A 21,541-nucleotide genomic window follows, 5' to 3' on the forward strand; every position below is an offset into this window, starting at 1 on the left:
CAGGCTGGAGACCGGCTGCGTGGCCGCGAACTTCTCGCCCTCGACGCCGCCTTCGGTCGATACCTTCACCTGATTAACCGGATAAATCGGCTGGCCGGTCAGGCGATTGAGCACGAACAGGTTGCCGGTTTTGGTCGGCAGGATGACAGCCGGCTGCTGGCTGCCCTGATAGTCGATATCCACCAGCGACGGCTGAGACGGGTTATCGCGGTCCCAGAGATCGTGATTAGCGCTCTGATAACGCCATTTAAAGGCGCCGGTTTTCAGATCCAGCGCCACCAGCGCATCGCGGAATTTCTCCGTATTGCTGTTGGGGTCGCGCTCGATGCCCACTTCATCCGGCGAAGCGTTGCCGAAAGGCACGTAGACCAGGCCATTCTTCAGGTCGGCGCTCAGCGTCGCCCAGGCTACAGGCGTATCCTGCGGATAGATCGCATCCGCCGCAATCGGCTGGGTTTGCTCAGGATTGGCGGGATCGAAGTTCCACACCAGACGGCCCGTGGTCACGTCATAGGCGCGGATGACGCCGGACGGGTTGCCGCGGTTAAAGCCGTTGTCCATTACCGAGCCGCCGACAATCACCAGATTGCCTGCAACCAGCGGCGCTGACGTTTGCATCAGCGCATGCGGGCGCACTTCGCCCATATTGGCATGCAGATCGACCACGCCGTTCTGGCCGAAATCAGCGCATGGCTTGCCGCTGTCGGCATCCAGCGCCACCAGCTGCGCATCGGTCGTGGCGTTAAAGATACGCTTACGGCAGATGGCTGGCTGCGAGGCGCTGCTCTCCGCCGCCGCGCTGCCGCCGTCATAAAAGCCGACGCCGCGACAGGTCTGGTGCTGCTGCATATAGGAGCGATCCTGCGGCGGCGCATATTTCCATTTCACCGCGCCGGTTTCAGGATCAAGCGCATGCACCTCGTTATGCGGCGTACAGAAGTAGAGCATGCCGTTAGCCTTCAGCGGCGTCGCCTCGAAGGTATACTCAGTAGCGTCATCGCTTTTACGCAGATCGCCGGTGTGATAAGTCCAGGCCACCTCAAGATTTTTCACATTGTCTTTGGTGATCTGATTCAGCGAAGAGAAGCGCTGCCCATTGGTGGAGCCACCATAGGCCGTCCAGTCATTGCCTGCACCGGTCGAGGCTGAAGGCGTGCGCGCATTGGTAATGGTTCCCTGCTGCGGCAGCGGATCGTAAAAGCAGAGACCGATAACGAGGGCGATCATAATCACCACCGTGGAGCCCAGGAAAGGATGGAACTTACGCTGGGTAAGCGGACGCACCACCCAAGGCAGCGCCAGCCACACGCCGAACAGACCAAACAGGTCACCGCGCGGGATCCACTGCCATTTATCGAAGCCGACTTCCCAGACTGTCCAGAACAGCGTGATCCACATCAGCAGCGCGTACAGCGTTAAGGCGCTACGTTTATTGAGAAACAGCAGTATCGCCGCGAGCAGTAAGCCTGCGGCCATCAGCGCATAAAACGCGCTGCCCCCCAGCAGCAGAAGCTTTCCGCCCATATAGAGCATCGCAACGGCGACAATCGCCATCACGATACTGGTTAGCTTGTTAACCATGATCCTTCTCTTCCTCATTCAAGGGTCGAAATAAAATAAATACACATAACTTCAACGTTATTTTAACTTAGGTAAATTTTTCGTAAAAACTGTTTATATACCAGATCTTAAGCAAGGCTAACGAATGAGGGGCTGACGAAGTGGGGACAAGCTCTCTGTCCAGAGGCGGGATGACCAGTACGCTACTGATATTGATAGCGCGCGGCTAATTAATTCCCCTGCTTTACCGCATCTTTTGTTCAGACTGCTGTCAGAAAACCCACATTTACTTAACGCTGACCCGGCCTGGCAGGCATTCCCGACCTCAGAAAGCGGCTTTTTTGCACCCAGATGATGCGCCGACGCGTTTATTTCAACGCCAGATAAAGCCTCAGCCGCCTGAAACACCCTGCCAGCCCGTTGTAAGAGATTTCGGCATCAATCTTGCTTGTCTCATGCTGACCTTATTTATGCAGGAGAAGCAGTATGCAGCCGAGTCGCTATCGTTACGTTATTTTTTCGCTGTTGTTCTTTGTTGCGCTGATCAACTACGTCGATCGTGGGGCGCTGTCGTTCGCCGCTAACGCCATCTCGCAGGAATATCACTTCAATAAAGTGCAGCTGGGCGCGGTGCTGAGCTATTTCGGGTTTGGTTATCTCTTCGGCTCGCTGTGCGGCGGTTTCCTCGCGGATCGGCTTGGCACCCGAAAGGTGTGGCTGATGGCAGGCGTGCTCTGGTCGCTGCTGGAGATCGCTACCGCCTGGGCAGGCGATCTGGGTATGGCGCTGTTTGGCGGCTCGGCAATTATGGGGTTTGCCGCCCTGCGCATTCTGTTCGGCTTTTCCGAAGGCCCCGCCTATGCGCTGATGAACAAGGCGATCGCTCACTGGGCGCCGGATAACGAGCGCGGTTTCGCGCTGGGCATTGGCCTACTCTCTACGCAGGCCGGCTCGCTGTTAACTGCGCCGATTGCGGTCGGCCTGCTGCTGCTGACCCACGACTGGCGCATGATGTTTATCCTGCTGGGCGTTTTCTCGCTGCTGGCGATGCTGCTGTTTGCGCGTACCTTCAGCGACTCTCCCGATCAGCAGCCAGCGGTGAACGCGGCGGAGCGTGCGCTGATCCGTAGCGGCCAAGGCCAGGACGCGCATGACGATGCGCCGCTGCCCTGGTGGCGCTTCTTTACCAGCCGTACCCTGGTGTGTAATGCGCTGGGCTATTTCTCCTTTCTCTATATCACTTTTACGCTGGTGACATGGCTGCCGAAATACCTGCAGGATAGCTTCCATTACGATCTTCATTCGCTCTGGTACGTCGCCATGATCCCCTGGAGCGGAGCCTGCATTACCGTCCTGTTCGGCGGCCGCCTCGCCGATCGCCTGCTGACACGCTTTCGTAACCTGCGCGTGGCGCGCAACCTGTTTGCCGCCGTCACGCTGCTGGGCACCGCCTGCTGTTTTATGGCCATTCCTTACGTTGGATCGGCAACGGCGATTATTGCGCTGATGACGCTTGGCAACGCGCTGAATGCGATGGTCAATAACGTTTACTGGTCTGTGGTAATCGACGTAACCCCTAAAGCGTCCGTCGGCGCCTTCAGCGGCATGACGCTGGCTATCGCCAATCTTGCCTCTATAGTTTCGCCGATGCTGTGCGGCTGGCTGGCGGAGTATTACGGCTACAATGCGATGTTTACCGTAACCGCAGTGGTTGCGCTGGGCAGTATGCTGGCGATGACGCTGCTGCAGCCGGAAAAACGTCTTCAGCCGCAAAACGCGCCCGGGGTCGCGCAGCAGGCGCTGTAACAGCGGGAGCTACAGATGGTTGCGCGCGATCACGGTCTGTAGCTCTTCCCGCCTCTTGACGCGCTGCGCAATCGCCCACAGCTTCGGCGTGTTGGCCTGAAACCAGGCCTCGCGCGGTTGCCAGCTCACCAGCACCGGCAGATAAGCGTCGAGCAGCGTAATCTTATCGCCCAGCAGAAAAGCGCTCTCGCCGAGCTGCGACTCAAGCCAGCGATAGCCGCTTTCGCGATGGGCGTCAGTGCTCTGTTTCAGCTCCTCCGCGCCGGAAGCAGTCCAGCGTTGCGGGTAGTCGCCATAGGTAAAGGTGGGATAGATAGCGGCCACCAGCCACACCAGCCAGTGGTAAAAGCGATCGCGCTGCGCGCTGCCGACCGGCGGGAGCAGCGCAGGGTTGCGATCCGCCAGCATCAGCGCAATGGCAGCGCTCTCCGTCAGCACCGCACCATCCTCTTTCTGCAAAACAGGCACCTGCCCCAGCGGGTTAAGCGCCAGCAGCCGCGCGCGCGCTTTGCCCGGCTGGTCAAAACCGGACACATCCACCCAGTGATAAGGCTCGCGGCAAAGGCAGAACATCAGTTCGCTGATAGCCGATCCCCAGCCCGGTACGCCATAGAGCGTAAACATAGCGCTCTCCTGTTTGGGTTGCGATCGGTTAAGTGTAGTCAGCCGTGGCGTTCGCAGAAGCGCTCAATGTCGCCAGACTGAAAATCAGCCAGGTTCGCCATCAGCTTCTCCAGCGGCCACTCCCACCAGGCGATCTGTTGCAGACGCGCGGCGATGGCGGGCGTAAAGCGCATGCGGATCGGTTTCGCCGGCACGCCGCCCACTACGCTGTAGGGCGCGACATCTTTTGTCACCACCGCGCCTGCCGCCAGCACCGCGCCGTTGCCGATCGTAACGCCGGGCAGCACGATCACGCCGTGACCAATCCAGACGTCATGGCCGACAATCACGCGTGCGGCGCGCCGGTCGGCAAAAAATCCGCTGTCTCGCGCGGCGCTGGCGTCGTAATACTCCGGGCAATAGGTGAAGCGGTGCTGCGAAGCGCGCTCCATTGGATGATTCGGCGCGCCCAGTCGCACATGGTTGGCGATAGCGGTAAAGCGGCCTATTTGCGCGTCCGCCACGTTGCAGTGTTCGCCAAGGTAGGAGAAGTCGCCCAGCGTGCTGTATTCGAGATAGCTGTGCGCCAGGATCTCGCACTGCTGCCCGACAGTGGTGTCGCGCATACGTACGCTGTCGTGGATAAAGGTTTGCTGCAGTCTGGCGGAAGAGATGGCGTGCAAAGACATAAAAGCCTCGTCTGGTCAGATGTCTGGATAAGCCGCGCGCCCGGCGCGCCGGAAACAGCGCTGACGGTAACGGTCGAAGATGACATCCAGAAGACAGAGAGGTAAACCCGACGAAAAAGGCGGAGTGGTCAGCTCCGCCTTTATTCAAGTTCCGGCTAGTGAGCCTGGCCGGTCAGTTGCAAAAGGGCAACGATGATCTGCAAGATGACCCGGATAAGATCCAGGAGCAATCTAATCAGTTCCATCACTTTCCTTCTCCTTCAACAGGAGCGCGCTGTTCGGCTACCGAGGCTTTGACTCTACCCGCCGGGCGCCTAAGCACATCTTGTGGAGAGCGCTGAGCGGCACTCGTTGCTAAAGCCACAGGCCAGCACCACCTGATGCCTGCCGGGATTTTCAAAACTGTGCCCCTGGGAGCCGCCAGTCAGCTGGAGGTCCGCTTTGCGCCCAACACCTGTATAACCATACAGTATTTTAGCGAAACTTGAAATATTTCTCTGCGCTATTTAGAATCGCACTTGTGGAGAGTGCTGAGCACCTCGTTCGCAGCGCGGTCACCAGCCGTTAAGCGAACAAAAAAAGAAAGGATTTGGCCATGACGCCAAATCCTTTTTTTATGCCTGCGATTTATTACTTCGCGCTAACGCGCCACACCGTATTGCCGGCGTCATCCGCAATTAACAGCCCGCCCTGACGATCGGCTGCCAGCCCTACCGGCAAGCCCCTTACCTGCTTCTGATCGTCGGTAAGAAATCCGGTCACGACCGGCTGCGGCATGCCGACCGGTTTGCCATTTTCAAATTTCACCCACACCACCTGATAGCCGTTAAGCGGCGAGCGGTTCCAGCTGCCATGCTCGCTGACGAAAGCGCCGCCGCGATACTGCGGCATATTATCCGCCTGATAGAAGAGCAGGCCCAGCGGCGCGACGTGCGAGCTGAGCGCATAATCCGGCTTAATCGCTTTCGCCACCAGATCGGGACGCTGCGGCTGCGCGCGCGTATCCACATGCTGACCGAAATAGCTGTAAGGCCAGCCGTAAAAACCGTTCTCCTGTACGGAAGTCATATAGTCCGGCACCAGGTCGGAGCCGATTTCGTCGCGCTCGTTGACAACAGCCCACAGCCGGTTGCTCTGCGGCTCCCACTGCAGGCCGGTCGGGTTGCGCAGCCCGGTGGCGTAAAGGCGGCTTGCGCCGGTCGCAGCGTCCACTTCCAGCACAGCGGCGCGATGGTATTCAGCGCCGATACCGTTCTCGGTAATATTGCTGTTGGAGCCGATGCCGACATAGAGCTTGCTGCCGTCGGGGCTGGCGACCAGCGATTTAGTCCAGTGGTGGTTAATGGGGCCACCAGGAAGATCGGTAACCCGCTGCGGCGGGGTGCGGATCTCGGTTTCGCCTTCCTGATAAGGGAATTTCACCAGGCTATCGGCATTGGCGACATAGAGCGTATTGCCGATGAGCTGCATGCCAAAGGGCGAAGAGAGATTTTCAATAAAGGTGTGCTGCTCCCATTTGCCGTTCACGTTGCGCAGCAGCGTAATGCGGTTGCCACCCTCGCCGCCTTTTCCAGAGGCTTTCTGCACGATGCCCATAATCAGCTGTTTGGGCCGCGTGGTCGGTTTAGCCGGGCCGTTTGCCTCCGCCACCAGCACGTCACCGTTCGGCAGCGTCAGCACCTGGCGCGGATGTTTGAGATTCTCGGCGATCTTCTCAATCTTCAGCCCCTGCGCGACCTTCGGCATCTCACCCTGCTTCCACGGCACCCCTTCCGGCACCTGCATCGGCGGCATAAAGAAGTTCTTCGCTTCCGGCAGCTCCGGGTTCGGCCCCGTCTGTTTTTGCGGATCGAGCTGTGCGCCGCTGTCGCAGCCAGCGAGAAGCGCGGTCAGCGCCATAGCGATAAGCGTTTGCTTTTTCATCGATGCTTCTCCTTAAGCTGTGCGCTGACGCAGCGCAAGTTGAACGTTGGCGATCAGCATCAGCGCCACCACAAGCGTCGACAGCGTTACGCCGGACGGCACCACGGCGTAAGCGTCGCGGCTGTGAACAAAGGCGTTCACAATCGCCAGCGCTATCGCCAGCAGAGTGATCCAGAAATGCACCTTCTCCGCGCGGCTGCCGCCGCGAAAGAGGTCAATCAGGGCGATAAGACGCGGAACAATGGCGATGACCAGCCCGATGGCGATCAGCCAGCTGGCGGCGTGCGTCCACTCCACGACGAAACTGTTAAGGTAAATGATGTCGAAGATCCATGCCGCCACAAAAAAGCCGAGCGGCACAGGTTCGAACAGCGTGTAAAGCGCCACGGCGAAAGCCGATCGTCCCGAGGTTCTGGTCATTATCATCTCCATGTCATTGAGCGATAGAGCGCGTAAAACGCGCCGCGCCTGTAAAATATTAGTAAATATGAAGAAAGATGACGGAAAGATTCAGGAGATGATGCCGCGGCGTCCCTGCCGCAGCCTGAGACTCAGCTTTTGTCCGCGGGCAGCGTTACCCAGTAGCCCGGCTGATAAGGCAGCGGTAAAAACTTTTCGTGAAATTCACGGAACGTGGCGTCTGGATCGAGATCGGCAAAGAGATCGGGATGCAGCCACTTCGCCAGCGCCTGGATGGCGACGAACTGGTAAGGGCTGTCATAGAACTGATGCCAGATAGCGTGCGCGTGGCCGTTATGCGCGACCGGCAGGGTTTTAAAGGCGTCGCGCATCATCAAGGTGCGCAGGCGCGCTTCGGCTTCCTTCGTGTCGGCGCCCGGCCCAACGCCGACCCATTTGCCGACGGTATTGTAGTTCTTCCAGTTGGCGCCGGTTACCACCACGACGTCGGGACGGCTGGCGATAATCTGCTCCGGGTTAAGCGTGCCGAAGGTACCGGGGATCAAATCCTTCGCAATATTGCTGCCGCCCGCGATCTCTACCATCTGGCCAAAGTTTTCATTGCCGAATGACATGCAGCATTCATCGGTATAGCCGCCTGCGCGGTCAATCATCACTTTCGGGCGCGGGCCGTGGAAATCCTGAAGCCGCGCGGTCACGCGTTCGATCTGCTGGCGGCGAAAATCGATAATCGCCTGCGCGCGCTCCGGTTTATTCAGCAGTTCGCCCATGATGCGAATGCTTTTTTCCGCGTTAACCATCGGCGCTTCGCGAAAGTCGATAAAGACAACCGGGATACCGACCGCCTGCAGCTTCTCAATCAGCTTCCCTTCATCGGTCGCCGCTCTGGATTCCAGGTTCATCAGCACCAGATCGGGCTTCAGGGTCAGCGCCTGCTCGACGTTAAAGGTGCCGTCTTTCGCGCCGCCAAAGGTCGGCAGCGCCTTAATTTGCGGATAACGCGCCTCATAAGCCCGATAGCCATCCCAGTCCGCTTTGTGAAAGTCGTCGCGCCACCCCACCACGCGCTGAAATGGCGCGTCGGTGTCGAACGCCGCCAGCAGATAAATTTGCCGCCCCTCGCCTAAGATAATACGTTTCGACTCGGCGGCGACCTCAACCTGACGGCCCGCCACGTCGGTAATAGTTTTGGCCGCAGCCGTTCCCGCTATGCATAACAACCCCAGCGCTAACATCCATTTTTTCATTCAGCTAACCCATACAAATGATAATGATAATTATTTGTGTAAAGCGCCGTTACTATCACGCAAAATGGGTTAAAGGAGAAGAGGCGGAGAAAAAATGTTTTTAACGGCCGTCGAGCAGGCCCAGCTCGCGCCGGTCGTGGCTGCAAAACAGCGTCACTTTCGCGTCGGTTTGCAGAGAAAGCGCGCGCAGCCGCTGTTGATTAGTACGCCAGGCTTCACGATCGCTGCACATCATCCACTGGTAGAACCGCAGCCCAGGCGTACAGTGCCGCTCCGGCTGGCGCATCTCCTCGCGGTAAAACCAGGCGTCACCGCCGTGCAGCAGCCAGCCGTCGCCCTGGCGCACCGCGACGCCCGCGTGACCCAGCGTGTGGCCGGGCAGCGGCACCAGCAGCACCTCGTCGTTAAGATCGTCGAGCGCCCTCACCGCATCAAAGCCGAACCAGCGCTCGCCGCCGCTGGCATAGCCGCGCCAGCCGCTGTGATTGCCCCACTGCTGCGGACGAAAACGCTGCCGCTGCAGCCAGCTCTGCCGCACTGGTGCCGTATCCAGCTCCCGCTGCAGCAGATGCACGCGCGCATGGGGAAAGTCGCTGATGCCGCCCGCATGGTCGAAATCGAGATGCGTCAGGATAATATGGCGCACATCCTCTGGTTTAAAACCGAGATCGACAACCTGCTGCCATGCGCTGAGTTTGCGGTCGAACTGAATATTGTTAAACAGCCGAAAAAAACCTGACAGCCGATGGCCGGGACGTGCCATATCCTGCAGGCCAAAGCCGGTATCCACCAGCACCAGCCCGTGCGCGTCTGTCTCCAGCAGCAGACAGTGGCAGCTGAGATGCGCCATCGGCGAGCGGCTGAATCCGTCATAGAGCGCGCCGCCAAAGGGACACATACAGCCGCAGTTAAGGTGATGAACGCGCATTTCTTCCTCCTTGCCTTTCGCCCTGTCGGTCAAAAGCTGGTTAATGATGAACGGGTTAATTAACAATAATGGTCAGCTCTGCCGCATCTGCAAGCGTGAGCGGCACAATCGTCTGAGTAATTCTTTATTGCGTGCGCATTCGCAAGGAGCGGGAAAATCAGGCGCGACGCTGGCGAGGAGGTTTAGCAGGAAGAGAGAGGCGCGCGGTGGACACCGCACGCCTGCAAAAGCGTTACTGTGCGATCTGACGCACGAAGTCGGCAATTTCCGGCACCTGACCGTGTTCGAACAGGCAGTGTTGCAGACGCGGGCCGCTGAGCGCGGTGCGCACCAGTTCTGGATCCAGCGCGCGCAGCGTATCGAGATAGTTCTCTTTCAGCATCGCCGCTTTTACCTGATTAAGGATACCGGCGTTGCGCACCTGCGGCTCTTTCCGCTCTGGCGGATAACCCAGCCCTTTTTCGCCGGTGAAGGCTTTTTCGAAAATAAAGCGCAGGTTAAGCTCCGCGCCCCAGCCGAAGCCTTTGGCAAACGGCAGTGCCAGCGCGTTGCCGTTGTTGATCTGGGCAAACAGGTAGGCGTCCGCCGGATCGATACAGTAGCCGCAGACCACGCCCGGATGCAGGTTAAGAGAGATCAGCGCGCCCTGTCCGGTACCGCAGCCGGCGACAACAAAATCGACCGCCTTGCTGTTCAGCAGCACGCTGGCCATGATGCCGAGGTGAATATAGGTCAGATGGTGATCCTGCTCGTCGCTCATGCCAACGTTAAAGACCTGATGGCCCAGCGGCTGCGCCACATTTTCCAGCTCCTGGCGCACAACAGCGTTTTTAGCCGCCTGGCTGTTTTCCATCATTAATGCGATTTTCATGATCTGCCCTTAATTATTTATGAAACACCGTTTCATTTTAATCAAAAGCGGCTAAAGTGCATGCGTTAATCGCACGTCGCGCCGTGAGGAAAGTCACAAAAACGGCAGGCAGCAACCTGACCTGAATGAGGAGCGCATATGTTTGTATACCGATCGCAGACGCAGCCGGAAGATTTAGGCGATGGCGTAACGCGCCGCGTGCTGGCGCATGGCGGCACGATGATGGCGGTGGAGGTCACCTTTGAACGGGGCGCAGTAGGCCCGCTGCATCATCACCCGCATGAACAGCTGACCTTTGTTTTGAGCGGTCGCTTCGCCTTTACTATCGCTGGCGTTACTCAGGAGGTCAGTGCGGGCGATACCCTCTATAAAGGCCCGAACGTCGAACACGGCTGCGTCTGCCTTGAGGCAGGCACGCTGCTGGATACCTTTACCCCGCAGCGTGCTGACTTTTTGTCGCCGAAGTGACGTTATCAGGAATGCAAAAAACGTCCCGGATAGTCGGCGGTCACCGGAAGCTGCGCCTCGTAGCAGCCAAACAGCCGGTAGCGGTTGACGGCGATGCGGTTGTAGAAATAGTTGCTGATAAAGTCGGGGATAATGAACCTCAGCAGCGAGATCAACCCCCAGGGGAAAGGCATCAGTCGCATAACGCGCAAAATCGCCTGGGCGCGGATCCAGTGACGGTCGCCGTCAATCAGCACGATAGTGCGTATGTTTTCATCCGGCAGTCCGGCAAAGCGCAGCAGCGCCTTACCCTCTTCGCTCTGAACAGCTGCAAAGCGGATGCGATGAGAAAGCTTCCTGCGTAGCAGAAACTTGACCCAGCCATTGCACAGTTTGCAGATGCCGTCATAGAGCACAACTTTTTCGCCTGGCTTGAGGAAGGGTGGCAGTGACATAGTGCTCTCCTTTAATGGCAATTTATTGATTAAGTACGGTCATTAATTGCGCAGACGTCAAGCGGCAGGCGGGGATAAAATAACCGACCCTGCGGCCGGTTTCAGTTTAGCCCTGCCTATACAGGGCGTTACCAGAGGTGAAAGATGTTATGCGCGGCGGCTGTAATTGCTGCTTTAGCCAGCGTTCGGCGCCCTCCGTATCCGGCATGCTGGCGTCAACCTGATATATCGGGCCAGCCGCCATCGGCCTCGCCTGCTCCGCCAGCCGCCGCAGCTCCGGCAGATATTCCGCACCAGGATGCCCTGGCATCCGGTTCGACAGCCGCGCCTGGTAGCGCGCTGCCGCCTCGTCCGGAGATATCGCCATCCACAACTCCAGCACCCGGCTGACGCCCGCGCTCGCCAGCCCCTCCTCCAGTACGCTTTTCGGCTGAAAGCCGAACCAGGCGTCAATCAGGTAGACGCATCCTGGCGGTGCCTGCCCGACGATTTTCCATATCGCCTGATAGGCGGCGCAGCCCAGCTGGCGATTGCGCTGGCGATCCACCGACGCGAAGCTCGCCATAAAGGGCTCTTTTATGCTGTCGAGCGTCAGTACCGGCAGGCTCAGCCGCGCGGCAAGCGCCTGGGTCAGCGTGCTTTTGCCGGAGGCGGGAATGCCGTTTACCAGCACCACCTGTTTGGGTTGGGTTGCGAGCGTCATAAGATATCCATTACCTCCGCCACGCTGTTCGCCTGGCGTAAGCGCGCCAGCGTTTCCGCATTATCCAGCAGCGAGACAATGGCGCGGATGCCCTCTTCAATGTGCGCGTTGCTGTCGCGCGCGCCGAACATAATGACGATATCCGCTTTGTCGCTGCCATCGAACGAGATCGGCTCCTGTAACAGGAGCAGGCTAAAGCAATCTTTAACCACGCCGCTCTCCGGCCGCGCGTGAGGAATGGCAATCCCCTCTTCAAACACATAGTAAGCGCCATGCGTCAGCGTGTTAGCGATAACCGCTTCGGGATAGGAGGCTTTCACATAGCCGCCGCGTACCAGCGGCTGCGCCGCGAGCGCAATCACCTGTTGCCAGTCGCTCGCCCTGACGCCGACCTGAATGGCGTTGGCCTCCTGTAATACCTGTTTAATACTCATCAGGTCTCCTCAGATCGACTTGCGCATAATATTGCGCAGCGTATCCATTTTGACGAACAGCGCATCCATTTCAGTGCGGTGATGTTTACTTTTGGCAAATAAGCTCAGCGCCCGGTTATAGGCCTGCATTAATTGCTTTTGCGCTTCGCCGTCGCGGGAATTTATCTCCAGACGCTGTTCAAGCCCGCTTATTTCTCTGTTTACTTCGCTGGCCTGCTGATTAATTTCCGCCTCATCCACGCTTTTATCTGGCGTGGCCTTTTTCATAAATCCAAACATAGCCTCTCCTGCCCCGAATCGCGCCGGGCAATGATATTTCATGGTGGAAAAAGAAAATTAACGGAACAGCTGGATCTTCTCGACTAACACATCCGTCACGGCGTCATTCGCCGGAACGAGAAAGTTTCGCACGCTGTCGTTCACTTTGCCTTTTTCAAACGTCTGCTTGCAACGCGCCACCCACTGCACGTTCATTTCAGTGCCGACATTGACCTTTTCGATACCGTTGCGCACCGCCAGCCGCATATCTTCATCACTGACGCCGGTACCACCATGCAGCACCAGCGGCGTGCCGGTCGCCTGGGTGATCTCCGCCAGCCGCTGATGCTGGATATGCGCTTTGCCGGTATAGAGGCCATGAACGGTGCCGATGGAGATAGCCAGCATATCGACGCCGGTTTCATTCACGAAGCGTCTGGCGTCTTCTACGGGCGTAAAGGCGATCTCCTCCAGCGCCACTACTTTGCCATCCTCCGAGCCGCCTATTGCGCCAAGCTCCGCCTCTACTGACACGTTGCGCGGGCGCGCCATATCAATAACGCGACGCGTATTCGCAATATTTTCGTCAATCGGCAGATGCGAGCCGTCATACATCACCGAACTGAACCCGGCATCAATGGCGGTCTGAATTGCCGCTAAATCTGAACAGTGATCAAGGTGCAGACAGGTCGGCACATTTTTACTGGCCGACAGCGAACAAATAGCGTCTACCAGCAGCCGGTAGCCTAAATATTTCGCGGTGCCGGTCGAAATCTGGATCATTAAAGGGCTGTTAGTCTTTTCCGCCGCCTTAAAAAACGCGGGCAGCATTTCCAGGCAGTGCAAATTAAATGAGCCAAGCGCTTTAAACTCTCGTTGTTTAGCTACCTGCAGCAGATCGATAAAATTATACAGACTCATGGATATTTTCCTCACGGGGCTTAGTGGATTTTCCGTTAACAAACCAGGCGATCAGGGTAATAAAGAGCACGAACAGCGCGACGAACAGCCAGTTGCCCTGGAAGGCGTGGCCTAATACCAGACCGGTGCTGATAACGTCGGCATCGCTGAAGGTGACGCCGGTGAAACCGTAGCTTTCCAGCATCGGCACCAGAATGGCGGGCAGAAAGGTGATAAACAGCCCATGCACCACGCCGCCGATCATCGCGCCGCGACGACCGCCGAGCGCGTTGCCGAACACGCCAGCCGCGCCGCCGGCGAAGAAGTTGGTGAGCAGCCCGGGCAGGATCATCGCCAGGCCAAACATGGGGAAGACGATCATGCCGATGATCGAACCGAGCGTAGTGGCGAGAAAGCCGACAATCACGGCGTTGGGCGCATAGGGAAACAGCACCGGACAGTCGAGCGCAGGCCTGGCGTTCGGCACAAGCCGCATCGCGATGCCGCGAAACGCCGGCACCAGTTCATTGAGCAGCAGCCGCACGCCGCTGTAGAGCACAAACACCCCGGCGACAAACTGCATCGCCTGCATAAAGGCATACATCAGGTAGTTCATGCCGTTGCTGTAAGAGGCGATAAACGCGGGTCCGGCGGCCAGCGCCGGGATGAGATACATCGGCACCATCACGATGCCCATCGCCAGATAGGTATCCTGCAGGAATTTGAAATTGTCCGGCAGCTTGAGATCTTCCGTAGATCGCGAGCCTTTGCCGACCACTTTCGCCACCGCCGCCTGCACCAGATAGCCGATAGTACAGAAATGGCCGAGCGCGATATCGTCAGAGTCGGTGATGCGCCGTACCACCGGCTGCGCCAGCGCAGGCATCACAACCGCCATAATGCCGCCGAAAATGCCGCCGGTAAGGATCAGTGGGAGTCCGGTCAGTCCGGCCTTATAGCCAATCACGGTGCCGATAGTGGCCATCCACAGCAGCGCCTGCCCGGTCAGGAAAATATATTTAAAGGGCGTAATGCGCGCGATGATGATGTTTACGATAAAGATCACCAGCAGCGTCAGCGCCACTTCCGATCCCAGCTCGCGGTTCGCCAGTCCGGCAATTGCGGCCACATCGGTGATATAGCCCTGCATGCCGAAACCGTGGGTAAATATGGTATTCAGGAAGGTTAGCGCGCCGACAATAATATTGATGCCGGCCATCATTATCAAAAAGCCCAGCAGGGTTTTAAAGGTGCCTTCCACCACTTTACCCGCCGACTTACGCTGCAGCAGCAGGCCAATCAGCGCAATAAAGGCGATAAGAATAGATGCCTGCCCTAACAGATCTCTGACCAGGAAATTAATCACGCTATTCATGATTCGCGACCTTAACATTGTGTTCTTTTAAAAACGCCAGGATCTTTTCTTCAATTTCGCCTTTATCGGTGAGCCGGTTAAGCACAATAACGCGTTTCATCTCTTCCGGGCTGGCGTCGGCGTTTAATACGTCGGCAAAAGCTTTTTGCGTTAAAATAATATCGGACTTAAAGGCATTCGCTTCCGATATGGTGGTGTGATCGATGTCGGCTTCAATTTCCAGCTTCTTTAATACCGCCTTTGCGCTCATTTCGATAGCGAAACTGGAACCCAGTCCGCAGCCGCAGACACATAAAATTTTAAGCATGGCTATCTCCTCAGACTATATTCAGTTGTTTAGCGAGTTTGTAATAATGCCCTTCAGTATCGACAAGACGTTTTTTCATGCTCAATAAATCAATCGGGATAGGTTTATTGCTGCCATTAATAATGACCGCTTTATTCCGCATACCCGACTGAATACAACGCACCACTTCCTCCGCCATAATGGCGCCCTGATAAATCTCCTCGCAGGTGGGATCGCCGTTACGCAGGCCGTAACCAATAATCGTTTTACGAATGCGCACGCCCGTCAGCGGCTCCAGCTGTTTGATCAGGGTGTCGATTGCCCCCTGAAAGCCAGGCGAGTATTCGCGCGTGTAGCCCTCTGAGCAGAGGATCACTACGCTGTTCTGCCGCTCCAGCCGCGCCCGGATCCGTTCTGCCAGCTGCGGCACCGGGATCTGGCACTCCGGGATCAGCGCGAAGTCGGCGTTGCTTTTAATCGCCGAGCGTAGCGTCAGCTCGCCACAGAAGCCACCCAGCAGCTCCGCCATAAAAACGCGTCCGGCAAGCGCCCGGCCGGTATTGCGCAGCTTCGCCACCTCTTTCAATACCTGCTCGCAGGCGGTGGAAAAACCAATGGTGTAATCACTGCCGAAAACATCGTTGTCGATAGTCATGCCGACGCCGAAACAGTTAATGCCGAATTCGCTCAGCGTATGCAAAAACTGCAGTGAACCATCGCCGCCTGCCATAATGACTATTTCTATGCGCAGCGCTTTAAGCTGCCTGGCTATTTGCTCATATTCGCTGCGTACTAATTTCTTTTCGGTTCTGCCTGACTGCATTAAAGGAATGGAGGCGACGGAATAATCAACCAGGTCACGCCAGGCGATCTCCTGATGATGGTTATTAAGCAGACCAGCAATGCCGCCGTTAAATAACACCATCTCCGCCTGAGACAGTCGCGCCACCTGAAAGATAAAATTATTAATTCCGGCGACATCCCCTCCGCTTATCACCATGCCAATTCTCATTGTAAAAACCTCTCTGCTTAATCCGCTCTGAGGTTATTGTTCCGGTGGGCGCCTTTTAAATTTGCAACGAATATCACAAAGTGAGCAGAGACAGAGCGAGGATGAGGCTTGACATGCTCCGTATGGAGGCAATATTTGGGAGGTTAATCGCAGTAGCAAAAAAGAAAGAAATCTCTTTTTTTGGCTATTATTCATTAAGTTGAGATAAAAAACGCTCTGCCATTTTAGTTGCGTACGCTCAGCGAATTTCGCATTTTTCACCATGATGCAGAATTGTGATTTCTACCTCATTTTTACGGCGCATCCACTTATTTAAAGGTTAATTTATGCAAGGGGTGATAATTTCTGGCAAATGATTCTTCAGCAGAGAACAGACTTTAGCGCCAGTAGAAAAGAGAGAATATGAGGTTAACTGATAAGGCGGATTAAGGCGGGAAATAACCTCTCTCTTGTTAAAGAGAGAGGTCTGACATTATTTCGCGTAGGCTTCAGTTGAAATAGTCAGCGTCACGTCGTCGCCGACGGCTGGCACATATTTATCCAGCTTAAAGTCAGAACGCTTGATGGTGCCGGTGGCGTCAAAGCCGATAGCCTGCTTTTTCACCATCGGATGCTCGCCCTGTTTGTTCAGGGTAGCGTGCAGCGTGACCGGCTTAGTGATGCCCTTCAGCGTCAGGTTGCCTTCCACGTCGAACTTGTTATCGCCCTTTGCAACCACTTTGGTGCTGTGGAAGGTCGCGGTCGGATATTTCGCGGTATCAAAGTACTCCGCGCCTTTAAACTCTTTCGTCAGCGCAGGAACATGGCTGTCGATGTGGCTAACTGGCAGCGTAACGTCAACGCGAGAAGCCGTTAGGTTTTCACTGTCAAACACCAGCGTTCCTTTACTGTCAGGAATATCAGCGGTGGGATGGGAAAAGCCAAAATGGGTCCAGGTAACGATAACGGAGGTATGTTCCGGGTTAAGCTCGTACTGCTGAGCGGCCGCCTGTGACAGCGGGACGTAGAGAGCGGTGGCAGCCAGCAGCGGCAGCGCAAGACGTTTAATATTTTTCACTTAGGGTTCCTTTTAAAACAGCCGAATCCCGTTGAGTGTCTCCGAAACGCTTGCGCAGATATAGTGAAGAGTTTTGGTCTTAATTTTCAAATAAATTCAGCAATATCCTGGCGTGATTATTGTCAATGCGCTTAATGCGTCGCCACCACAACGGCGTGATGCCACTGGCTGAGGAGCTGCGCCTGCGCCTGATGTAGCTGCGTCAGCGTAAGGGTCTCTGTTGAGGCCTTATCAAGATTGCGAAGCCCATGTGCCTGGCGTAGCCCGGACTGCAAAGCGCTCGTGGCGTCCGGCGCGGCGTTAAGCTGTGCGTTAAGACGCGCTCTCAACGTTTCCAGCGATTCAGCATCATCAGGTATCCGCAGCTGCTGTAAAAAAAGATGGCACTGCCTGAGCAGCACATCGGGCACGATCTGCGGCGACTGCAAGGCAAAGAGAATGCCGTCGCGGTCGACGCAGCGATGATAGCGGCAGCTGACGACGTAGCCGATCTGCTGTTCGACGCGCATACGCTGGAAAAAACGCGGTTCCATCAGCAGCGCCAGCGCGCGCAGCGCCGCCAGCGATACCTCTGGTGGGCAAGGCAGAAACAGCAGCAGCGCGCCGTCGCGGCTGTGATGTTTCACGGTCAGCCGGTTGCCCTGCACCGGCTCTGCGGCTTTATGGTCTGTTGTCCCAGGCAGCGGCGAGAGCCACCTTGCGATAAGGTCATGCTGCTGCGGCGAGCCGCCATAAAGCGCCGCGCACCAGCCCTCCGCAGGCGCAGCGCTCGCTACAGCCTGTGGCAGGCGTCGCAGCAGCTCGCGGATCGCCACATCGTCCGGCGGCGGCTCGGCGGTCAGGCTGTCTCTCTGCTGCAAGGCGTCCGGCAGTGACGCCAGCCACGCTTCGCTCTCCGGCGGCAATTGCGCCTCCAGCTGCCAGACGCCCTCGATCTCTCGCCAGCTTCCTCTGCCGCCCTGATGACGCAGCAGCGCGAAAAGCGGACGCAGGCAGCGGTCGATAGCGACGGCCGCCGTACGGCTAAGCGTGGTGAAAAAAGGGGGCCGCAGCAGCAGCGTGACCGGATCTTTGCCCGGCGCCAGGTGCAGCAGCGGCGCGCGGGCAGCGGGCGGCGTCAGATGTGGGGCGTGCGTCGCCTGGGGATAAAACCGCAGCGTCGGCAGCGCGCCGTTAAAGTGGCCAGGCGTCCAGGGTTGCAGCGCCAGGGTAAACCCCTGCGTTTCCACCGTTTCGCCCTGCACCGCAGGCGAACTCCAGAGCCTTGCCTGCGGCGCGCTCATCAGCTGGCGCAGCAGCGGGATAAAACCTGCGGTATGGGCGGGCGGCGCAAACCCGAACGCCCGCTCGCGCAGCTGATCGAGCGGCGTAAGCGCGGCAAAACGCTGCTGCGCCAGCCGCAGATAGTGGCGTTGCTGAGCCTGAGAGGTCTGCGCCAGCGCGCGCAGCGCCTGCGGATACCAGGCGCAGATCGCCTCTGGTTGTTCCGTTTCGAACTGCAGCGCCAGCCAGCCGCCTGCGCTTTCCAGGCTAAGCCAGGTAAACTCAAGCTGCTGCGCCCACGCCTGCTGGCGCAGGGCGTGCATCGCGCCACCAGGCGCCTCATCCTGTAAAAACTCGCGCATCAAGGTGACGTTGTCACGTATCGTGGCTATATCGCCGCGCAGAGCGGCGGTGATGCGCAGTTCTCCCGGCCCCTGAGTCGCCAGCGCGATATCCGCATCCCCGGCAAAATGAATTGTATCTGCTGATGGCTCCGCTCTCCCCGACGGCAGTTGCCGGGCAACGCTTTGCGCCAGCTGTTCCAGCTCCTCCAGCGTCTGCGGCCCCTGCAGCCATAGCTGCGTCTGACCCGCCTGAAAGAAGCGCTGATGAAACTGATGCAGCGCCTGCTTAAGCGCCCCGACATCGTCGCCAAAAGCGTCGCGGCTGCCGATATGAAAGCGCTGAAATGCAGATGGCGCGGTGACGCGCGTATTCAGCGCGGCTTCCCGTCTGGAAGGTGTGTGCTGCTGGATCAGCCGATACTCGGCATCAATGACCGCCGACTCCTGCGCGATCGCGTCAGGCGTAAACTGCGGCGCGGCCAGCATATCCGCCAGCCGCGCTACGCCTTCGGCCAGCAGGCTCGCCTCGGCCTCGAAAAACCAGGCGCTGCTGCGCGTCAGCGTGGTGGCGTTGACCCGCCCGCCCGCGGCCTGCACCCAGGGCATCAGCCGCGCATCGCCCTGAAACCGGGCGCTGTCGCTGAACAGCAGATGCTCCAGCAGGTGCGCCAGCCCAGGCCATGCTTCGGGTTCGTCATGGCTGCCCGCCGCAACCTGCGCCAGCGCGGCGGCCTGCCGCGCGTCGGGCTGATGGATCAGCGTCACGCGCAGGCCGTTCAGCTGCAGCTGACGGATATCCAGCACCATCAAAAGGTCCGGGTTTTATAGATAAGCTGCGAATTGGTACGGTTACGGAACTGCAGCTGCCCTATCTTCACATCGCTGCACGCCGCCTCGCGCCTCGCCTCAAGTATTACGTCGTGGTGCGGCGACTTGCTGCACACCGGATCGGCGTTGTCGGCATTGCCGGTCAGCATAAAGGCCTGACAGCGACAGCCGCCGAAGTCTTTCTCTTTCTCGTCGCACGAGCGGCAGGGTTCAGGCATCCAGTCGAAGCCGCGGTAGCGGTTAAAGCCGAAGGAGCGATACCAGATATCCTCCAGCGACTGTTCCAGCACCGACGGAAACGCTACCGGCAGCTGGCGCGCGCTGTGACACGGCAGCGCGGTGCCTTCCGGCGTGACGCTGAGGAAGATCGCGCCCCAGCCGCCCATGCAGGGTTTGGGGCGCTCTTCATAATAGTCCGGCGTAACAAACAGCAGATTGGTCAGGTTGCCAGTGCCGCTCATGCGTTCGCGGTAGCGGCTGACGACCGCTTCCGCCTGCGCAATCTGCTCGCGCGTCGGCAGCAGGCCCTGGCGATTCAGCTGCGCCCAGCCGTAGAACTGGCAGGTGGCCAGCTCTACGTCGTCCGCTTCCAGCTCAATGCAGAGGTCGATAATCTTGTCTATCTGATCGATGTTGTGACGGTGTAACACAAAGTTCAGCACCATCGGATAGCCATGTTTCTTTACCGCTCGCGCCATCTCCAGCTTTTGCTGGAACGCCTTTTTCGACCCCGCCAGCGCGGCGTTTAGCGTCTCGTCGCTGGCCTGGAAGCTAATCTGGATATGGTCCAGACCCGCCTCGGCGAACGCGTCCAGCTTCTTCTCGGTCAGGCCGATGCCGGAGGTAATCAGGTTGGTGTAGAAACCAAGATCACGCGCGGCGCGGATCAGCTCCGGCAGATCTTTACGCGTCAGGGGTTCGCCGCCCGAAAAGCCGAGCTGCACGCTGCCCATGGCGCGCGCCTGGCGAAACACCTCAATCCACTGCGCCGTGGTCAGCTCTTTCTCCTGCTGGGCGAAGTCGAGCGGATTCGAGCAGTAGGGACACTGCAGCGGACAGCGGTAAGTCAGCTCCGCCAGCAGCCAGAGCGGCGGATTGACGGCAGGTTTATTCTGGGTCACGAAATATAATCCACTTTTGTTCATGCGCCGCGCGCAGAAACTCTTTAACGTCTTCGCCGACGCCGCCCGCTTCCGGGAAGCGCGCGTCGAGGTCGGCGATAATAGCGGCCACACTCTCTTTTCCGTTTACCCGTTCCAGAATGGCGGCAGCCGTTTCATTCAGCTTCGCCATGCCTTCCGGATAGAGCACCACATGGCTCTCCTGCGCGGCTTCCCACTGCATACGATAGCCGCGGCGGAACGCGGGGATAGAGTTTTCATTCATGGGGTTATACCAGTCGTGTAGTGTGCCAGGCCGCCTTATCGGTGACCGTATGGTAAGGCGGACGATTCAGCGCGTAGGCCATGGTCATGGCGTCCAGCATGGTCCAGAGAATATCGAGCTTGAATTGCAGGATCTCCAGCATTCGGTTCTGCTTCTCTACCGTATCGCAGAACTCAAGCGCCAGCGCCAGGCCGTGTTCGACATCGCGGTTCGCCTGGCTCAGGCGGCTGCGGAAATAGAAGTAGCCCTCTTCCTTGATCCAGGGATAGTGCTGCGGCCAGCTGTCGAGACGCGACTGGTGGATCTGCGGCGCGAACAGCTCGGTCAGCGAGCTGCAAGCCGCTTCCTGCCAGTTAGCGTGGCGCGCGAAGTTAACATAGGCGTCGACGGCGAAGCGCACGCCCGGCAGCACATGGCGCTCCGACAGCAGCTCCTCGCGCGTTAACCCTACCGCTTCACCCAGCTGCAGCCAGGCTTCAATGCCGCCGTCGTGGCCGTTGCTGCCGTCGTGATCGAGAATACGCTGCACCCACTTGCGGCGCGTTGCGGGATCGGGGCAGTTCGCCATGATCGCCGCATCCTTCAGCGGGATACTGGTCTGATAGTAGAAGCGGTTCGCCACCCAGCCCTGGATCTGCTCGCGCGTCGCGTCGCCGACCCTGTCGCCGCCGTCCGCCGCCTCGCCGGGCGGCCGCTGCTCATGGTGCATGGCCGGCAGGACCGGACCGTCACGCCCGACCAGGCGC

The 21,541-nt window shown here is 58.0% G+C and carries 23 protein-coding genes; 2 read left to right on the forward strand and 21 right to left on the reverse strand.

Annotation, left to right across the window (positions count from 1 at the left end; translation table 11 throughout):
• A partial coding sequence (locus tag B3797_RS02470; protein ID WP_311790284.1) for a PQQ-binding-like beta-propeller repeat protein occupies window positions 1–1,581 on the reverse strand: 1,581 nt, incomplete at its 3' end.
• A 465-nt stretch (window positions 1,582–2,046) separates the two neighbouring features.
• On the opposite strand from B3797_RS02470, the gene B3797_RS02475 reads away from it, so the two are divergent.
• On the forward strand, window positions 2,047–3,366 hold the full coding sequence (locus tag B3797_RS02475) for an MFS transporter (RefSeq protein ID WP_311781452.1): 1,320 nt from the start codon (window positions 2,047–2,049) through the stop codon (window positions 3,364–3,366).
• Window positions 3,367–3,375: 9 nt separating this feature from the next.
• Here B3797_RS02475 and B3797_RS02480 read toward each other — a convergent pair whose 3' ends face one another.
• The 7 genes from B3797_RS02480 to B3797_RS02510 form a co-directional block, all read right to left on the reverse strand.
• On the reverse strand, window positions 3,376–3,990 hold the full coding sequence (locus B3797_RS02480) for a glutathione S-transferase family protein (protein ID WP_311790285.1): 615 nt from the start codon (window positions 3,988–3,990) through the stop codon (window positions 3,376–3,378).
• 38 nt (window positions 3,991–4,028) lie between these two features.
• Complete coding sequence (locus B3797_RS02485; RefSeq protein ID WP_311790286.1) at window positions 4,029–4,658, reverse strand: DapH/DapD/GlmU-related protein; 630 nt, start codon at window positions 4,656–4,658, stop codon at window positions 4,029–4,031.
• 630 nt (window positions 4,659–5,288) lie between these two features.
• Window positions 5,289–6,581 (reverse strand): sorbosone dehydrogenase family protein, encoded by a 1,293-nt coding sequence (locus B3797_RS02490; protein ID WP_311790287.1) that lies wholly within the window; start codon window positions 6,579–6,581, stop codon window positions 5,289–5,291.
• Between the two features lie 12 nt (window positions 6,582–6,593).
• Window positions 6,594–7,001, reverse strand: a complete 408-nt coding sequence (locus B3797_RS02495; protein WP_311790288.1) for a DUF2231 domain-containing protein — start codon at window positions 6,999–7,001, stop codon at window positions 6,594–6,596.
• Window positions 7,002–7,132: 131 nt separating this feature from the next.
• Window positions 7,133–8,248, reverse strand: coding sequence for an ABC transporter substrate-binding protein (locus B3797_RS02500; protein WP_311790289.1), 1,116 nt, complete (start codon window positions 8,246–8,248; stop codon window positions 7,133–7,135).
• 100 nt (window positions 8,249–8,348) lie between these two features.
• Window positions 8,349–9,176 carry an MBL fold metallo-hydrolase gene (locus B3797_RS02505; protein WP_311781457.1) on the reverse strand — a complete coding sequence of 276 codons (828 nt, stop codon included), beginning with the start codon at window positions 9,174–9,176 and terminating at the stop codon, window positions 8,349–8,351.
• A 232-nt stretch (window positions 9,177–9,408) separates the two neighbouring features.
• On the reverse strand, window positions 9,409–10,047 hold the full coding sequence (locus B3797_RS02510; RefSeq protein WP_311790290.1) for an RpiB/LacA/LacB family sugar-phosphate isomerase: 639 nt from the start codon (window positions 10,045–10,047) through the stop codon (window positions 9,409–9,411).
• A gap of 138 nt (window positions 10,048–10,185) precedes the next feature.
• Between B3797_RS02510 and B3797_RS02515 the strand changes: the two genes are divergently transcribed.
• The gene (locus tag B3797_RS02515) at window positions 10,186–10,515 is read left to right on the forward strand and encodes a cupin domain-containing protein (RefSeq protein ID WP_311790291.1); all 330 of its coding nucleotides are present in this window, start codon (window positions 10,186–10,188) and stop codon (window positions 10,513–10,515) included.
• Between the two features lie 5 nt (window positions 10,516–10,520).
• Here B3797_RS02515 and B3797_RS02520 read toward each other — a convergent pair whose 3' ends face one another.
• From B3797_RS02520 to pqqC, 13 genes are all read right to left on the reverse strand, one after another.
• Window positions 10,521–10,949 (reverse strand): thiol-disulfide oxidoreductase DCC family protein, encoded by a 429-nt coding sequence (locus B3797_RS02520; RefSeq protein WP_311781460.1) that lies wholly within the window; start codon window positions 10,947–10,949, stop codon window positions 10,521–10,523.
• Window positions 10,950–11,055: 106 nt separating this feature from the next.
• Window positions 11,056–11,652, reverse strand: a complete 597-nt coding sequence (locus B3797_RS02525; protein WP_311790292.1) for a glucokinase — start codon at window positions 11,650–11,652, stop codon at window positions 11,056–11,058.
• On the reverse strand, window positions 11,649–12,086 hold the full coding sequence (locus B3797_RS02530) for a PTS sugar transporter subunit IIA (protein ID WP_311790293.1): 438 nt from the start codon (window positions 12,084–12,086) through the stop codon (window positions 11,649–11,651). The genes B3797_RS02525 and B3797_RS02530 overlap by 4 nt, the downstream gene beginning before the upstream one ends.
• Window positions 12,087–12,095: 9 nt before the next feature.
• Complete coding sequence (locus B3797_RS02535) at window positions 12,096–12,365, reverse strand: hypothetical protein (RefSeq protein WP_311790294.1); 270 nt, start codon at window positions 12,363–12,365, stop codon at window positions 12,096–12,098.
• A 57-nt stretch (window positions 12,366–12,422) separates the two neighbouring features.
• On the reverse strand, window positions 12,423–13,265 hold the full coding sequence (locus B3797_RS02540) for a class II fructose-bisphosphate aldolase (protein WP_120452552.1): 843 nt from the start codon (window positions 13,263–13,265) through the stop codon (window positions 12,423–12,425).
• Window positions 13,252–14,619 (reverse strand): PTS sugar transporter subunit IIC, encoded by a 1,368-nt coding sequence (locus tag B3797_RS02545; RefSeq protein WP_120452551.1) that lies wholly within the window; start codon window positions 14,617–14,619, stop codon window positions 13,252–13,254. The genes B3797_RS02540 and B3797_RS02545 overlap by 14 nt, the downstream gene beginning before the upstream one ends.
• Window positions 14,612–14,926 carry a PTS sugar transporter subunit IIB gene (locus tag B3797_RS02550; RefSeq protein ID WP_120452549.1) on the reverse strand — a complete coding sequence of 105 codons (315 nt, stop codon included), beginning with the start codon at window positions 14,924–14,926 and terminating at the stop codon, window positions 14,612–14,614. The genes B3797_RS02545 and B3797_RS02550 overlap by 8 nt, the downstream gene beginning before the upstream one ends.
• Before the next feature lie 10 nt (window positions 14,927–14,936).
• Window positions 14,937–15,917, reverse strand: a complete 981-nt coding sequence (locus tag B3797_RS02555; RefSeq protein WP_311790295.1) for a 6-phosphofructokinase — start codon at window positions 15,915–15,917, stop codon at window positions 14,937–14,939.
• A gap of 472 nt (window positions 15,918–16,389) precedes the next feature.
• Window positions 16,390–16,974 (reverse strand): YceI family protein, encoded by a 585-nt coding sequence (locus tag B3797_RS02560; RefSeq protein WP_311790296.1) that lies wholly within the window; start codon window positions 16,972–16,974, stop codon window positions 16,390–16,392.
• Window positions 16,975–17,105: 131 nt separating this feature from the next.
• Window positions 17,106–19,388 (reverse strand): pyrroloquinoline quinone biosynthesis protein PqqF, encoded by a 2,283-nt coding sequence (pqqF, locus tag B3797_RS02565; protein ID WP_311790297.1) that lies wholly within the window; start codon window positions 19,386–19,388, stop codon window positions 17,106–17,108.
• A complete protein-coding gene (gene pqqE / locus B3797_RS02570; RefSeq protein WP_311781467.1) occupies window positions 19,388–20,530 on the reverse strand; it encodes a pyrroloquinoline quinone biosynthesis protein PqqE in 1,143 nt (380 codons plus the stop codon). Before pqqE ends, pqqF begins: the two co-directional genes overlap by 1 nt.
• The gene (pqqD, locus tag B3797_RS02575; protein ID WP_120452539.1) at window positions 20,517–20,795 is read right to left on the reverse strand and encodes a pyrroloquinoline quinone biosynthesis peptide chaperone PqqD; all 279 of its coding nucleotides are present in this window, start codon (window positions 20,793–20,795) and stop codon (window positions 20,517–20,519) included. Before pqqD ends, pqqE begins: the two co-directional genes overlap by 14 nt.
• Window positions 20,796–20,799: 4 nt before the next feature.
• Window positions 20,800–21,504: a pyrroloquinoline-quinone synthase PqqC gene (pqqC, locus tag B3797_RS02580; RefSeq protein WP_311790298.1), complete on the reverse strand. Its 705-nt coding sequence runs from the start codon at window positions 21,502–21,504 to the stop codon at window positions 20,800–20,802.
• Window positions 21,505–21,541: the final 37 nt, after the last annotated feature.

The sequence above is a fragment of the Pantoea sp. UBA5923 genome (genome assembly GCF_002431095.1).
Classification (GTDB): Bacteria; Pseudomonadota; Gammaproteobacteria; order Enterobacterales; family Enterobacteriaceae; genus Pantoea; species Pantoea piersonii.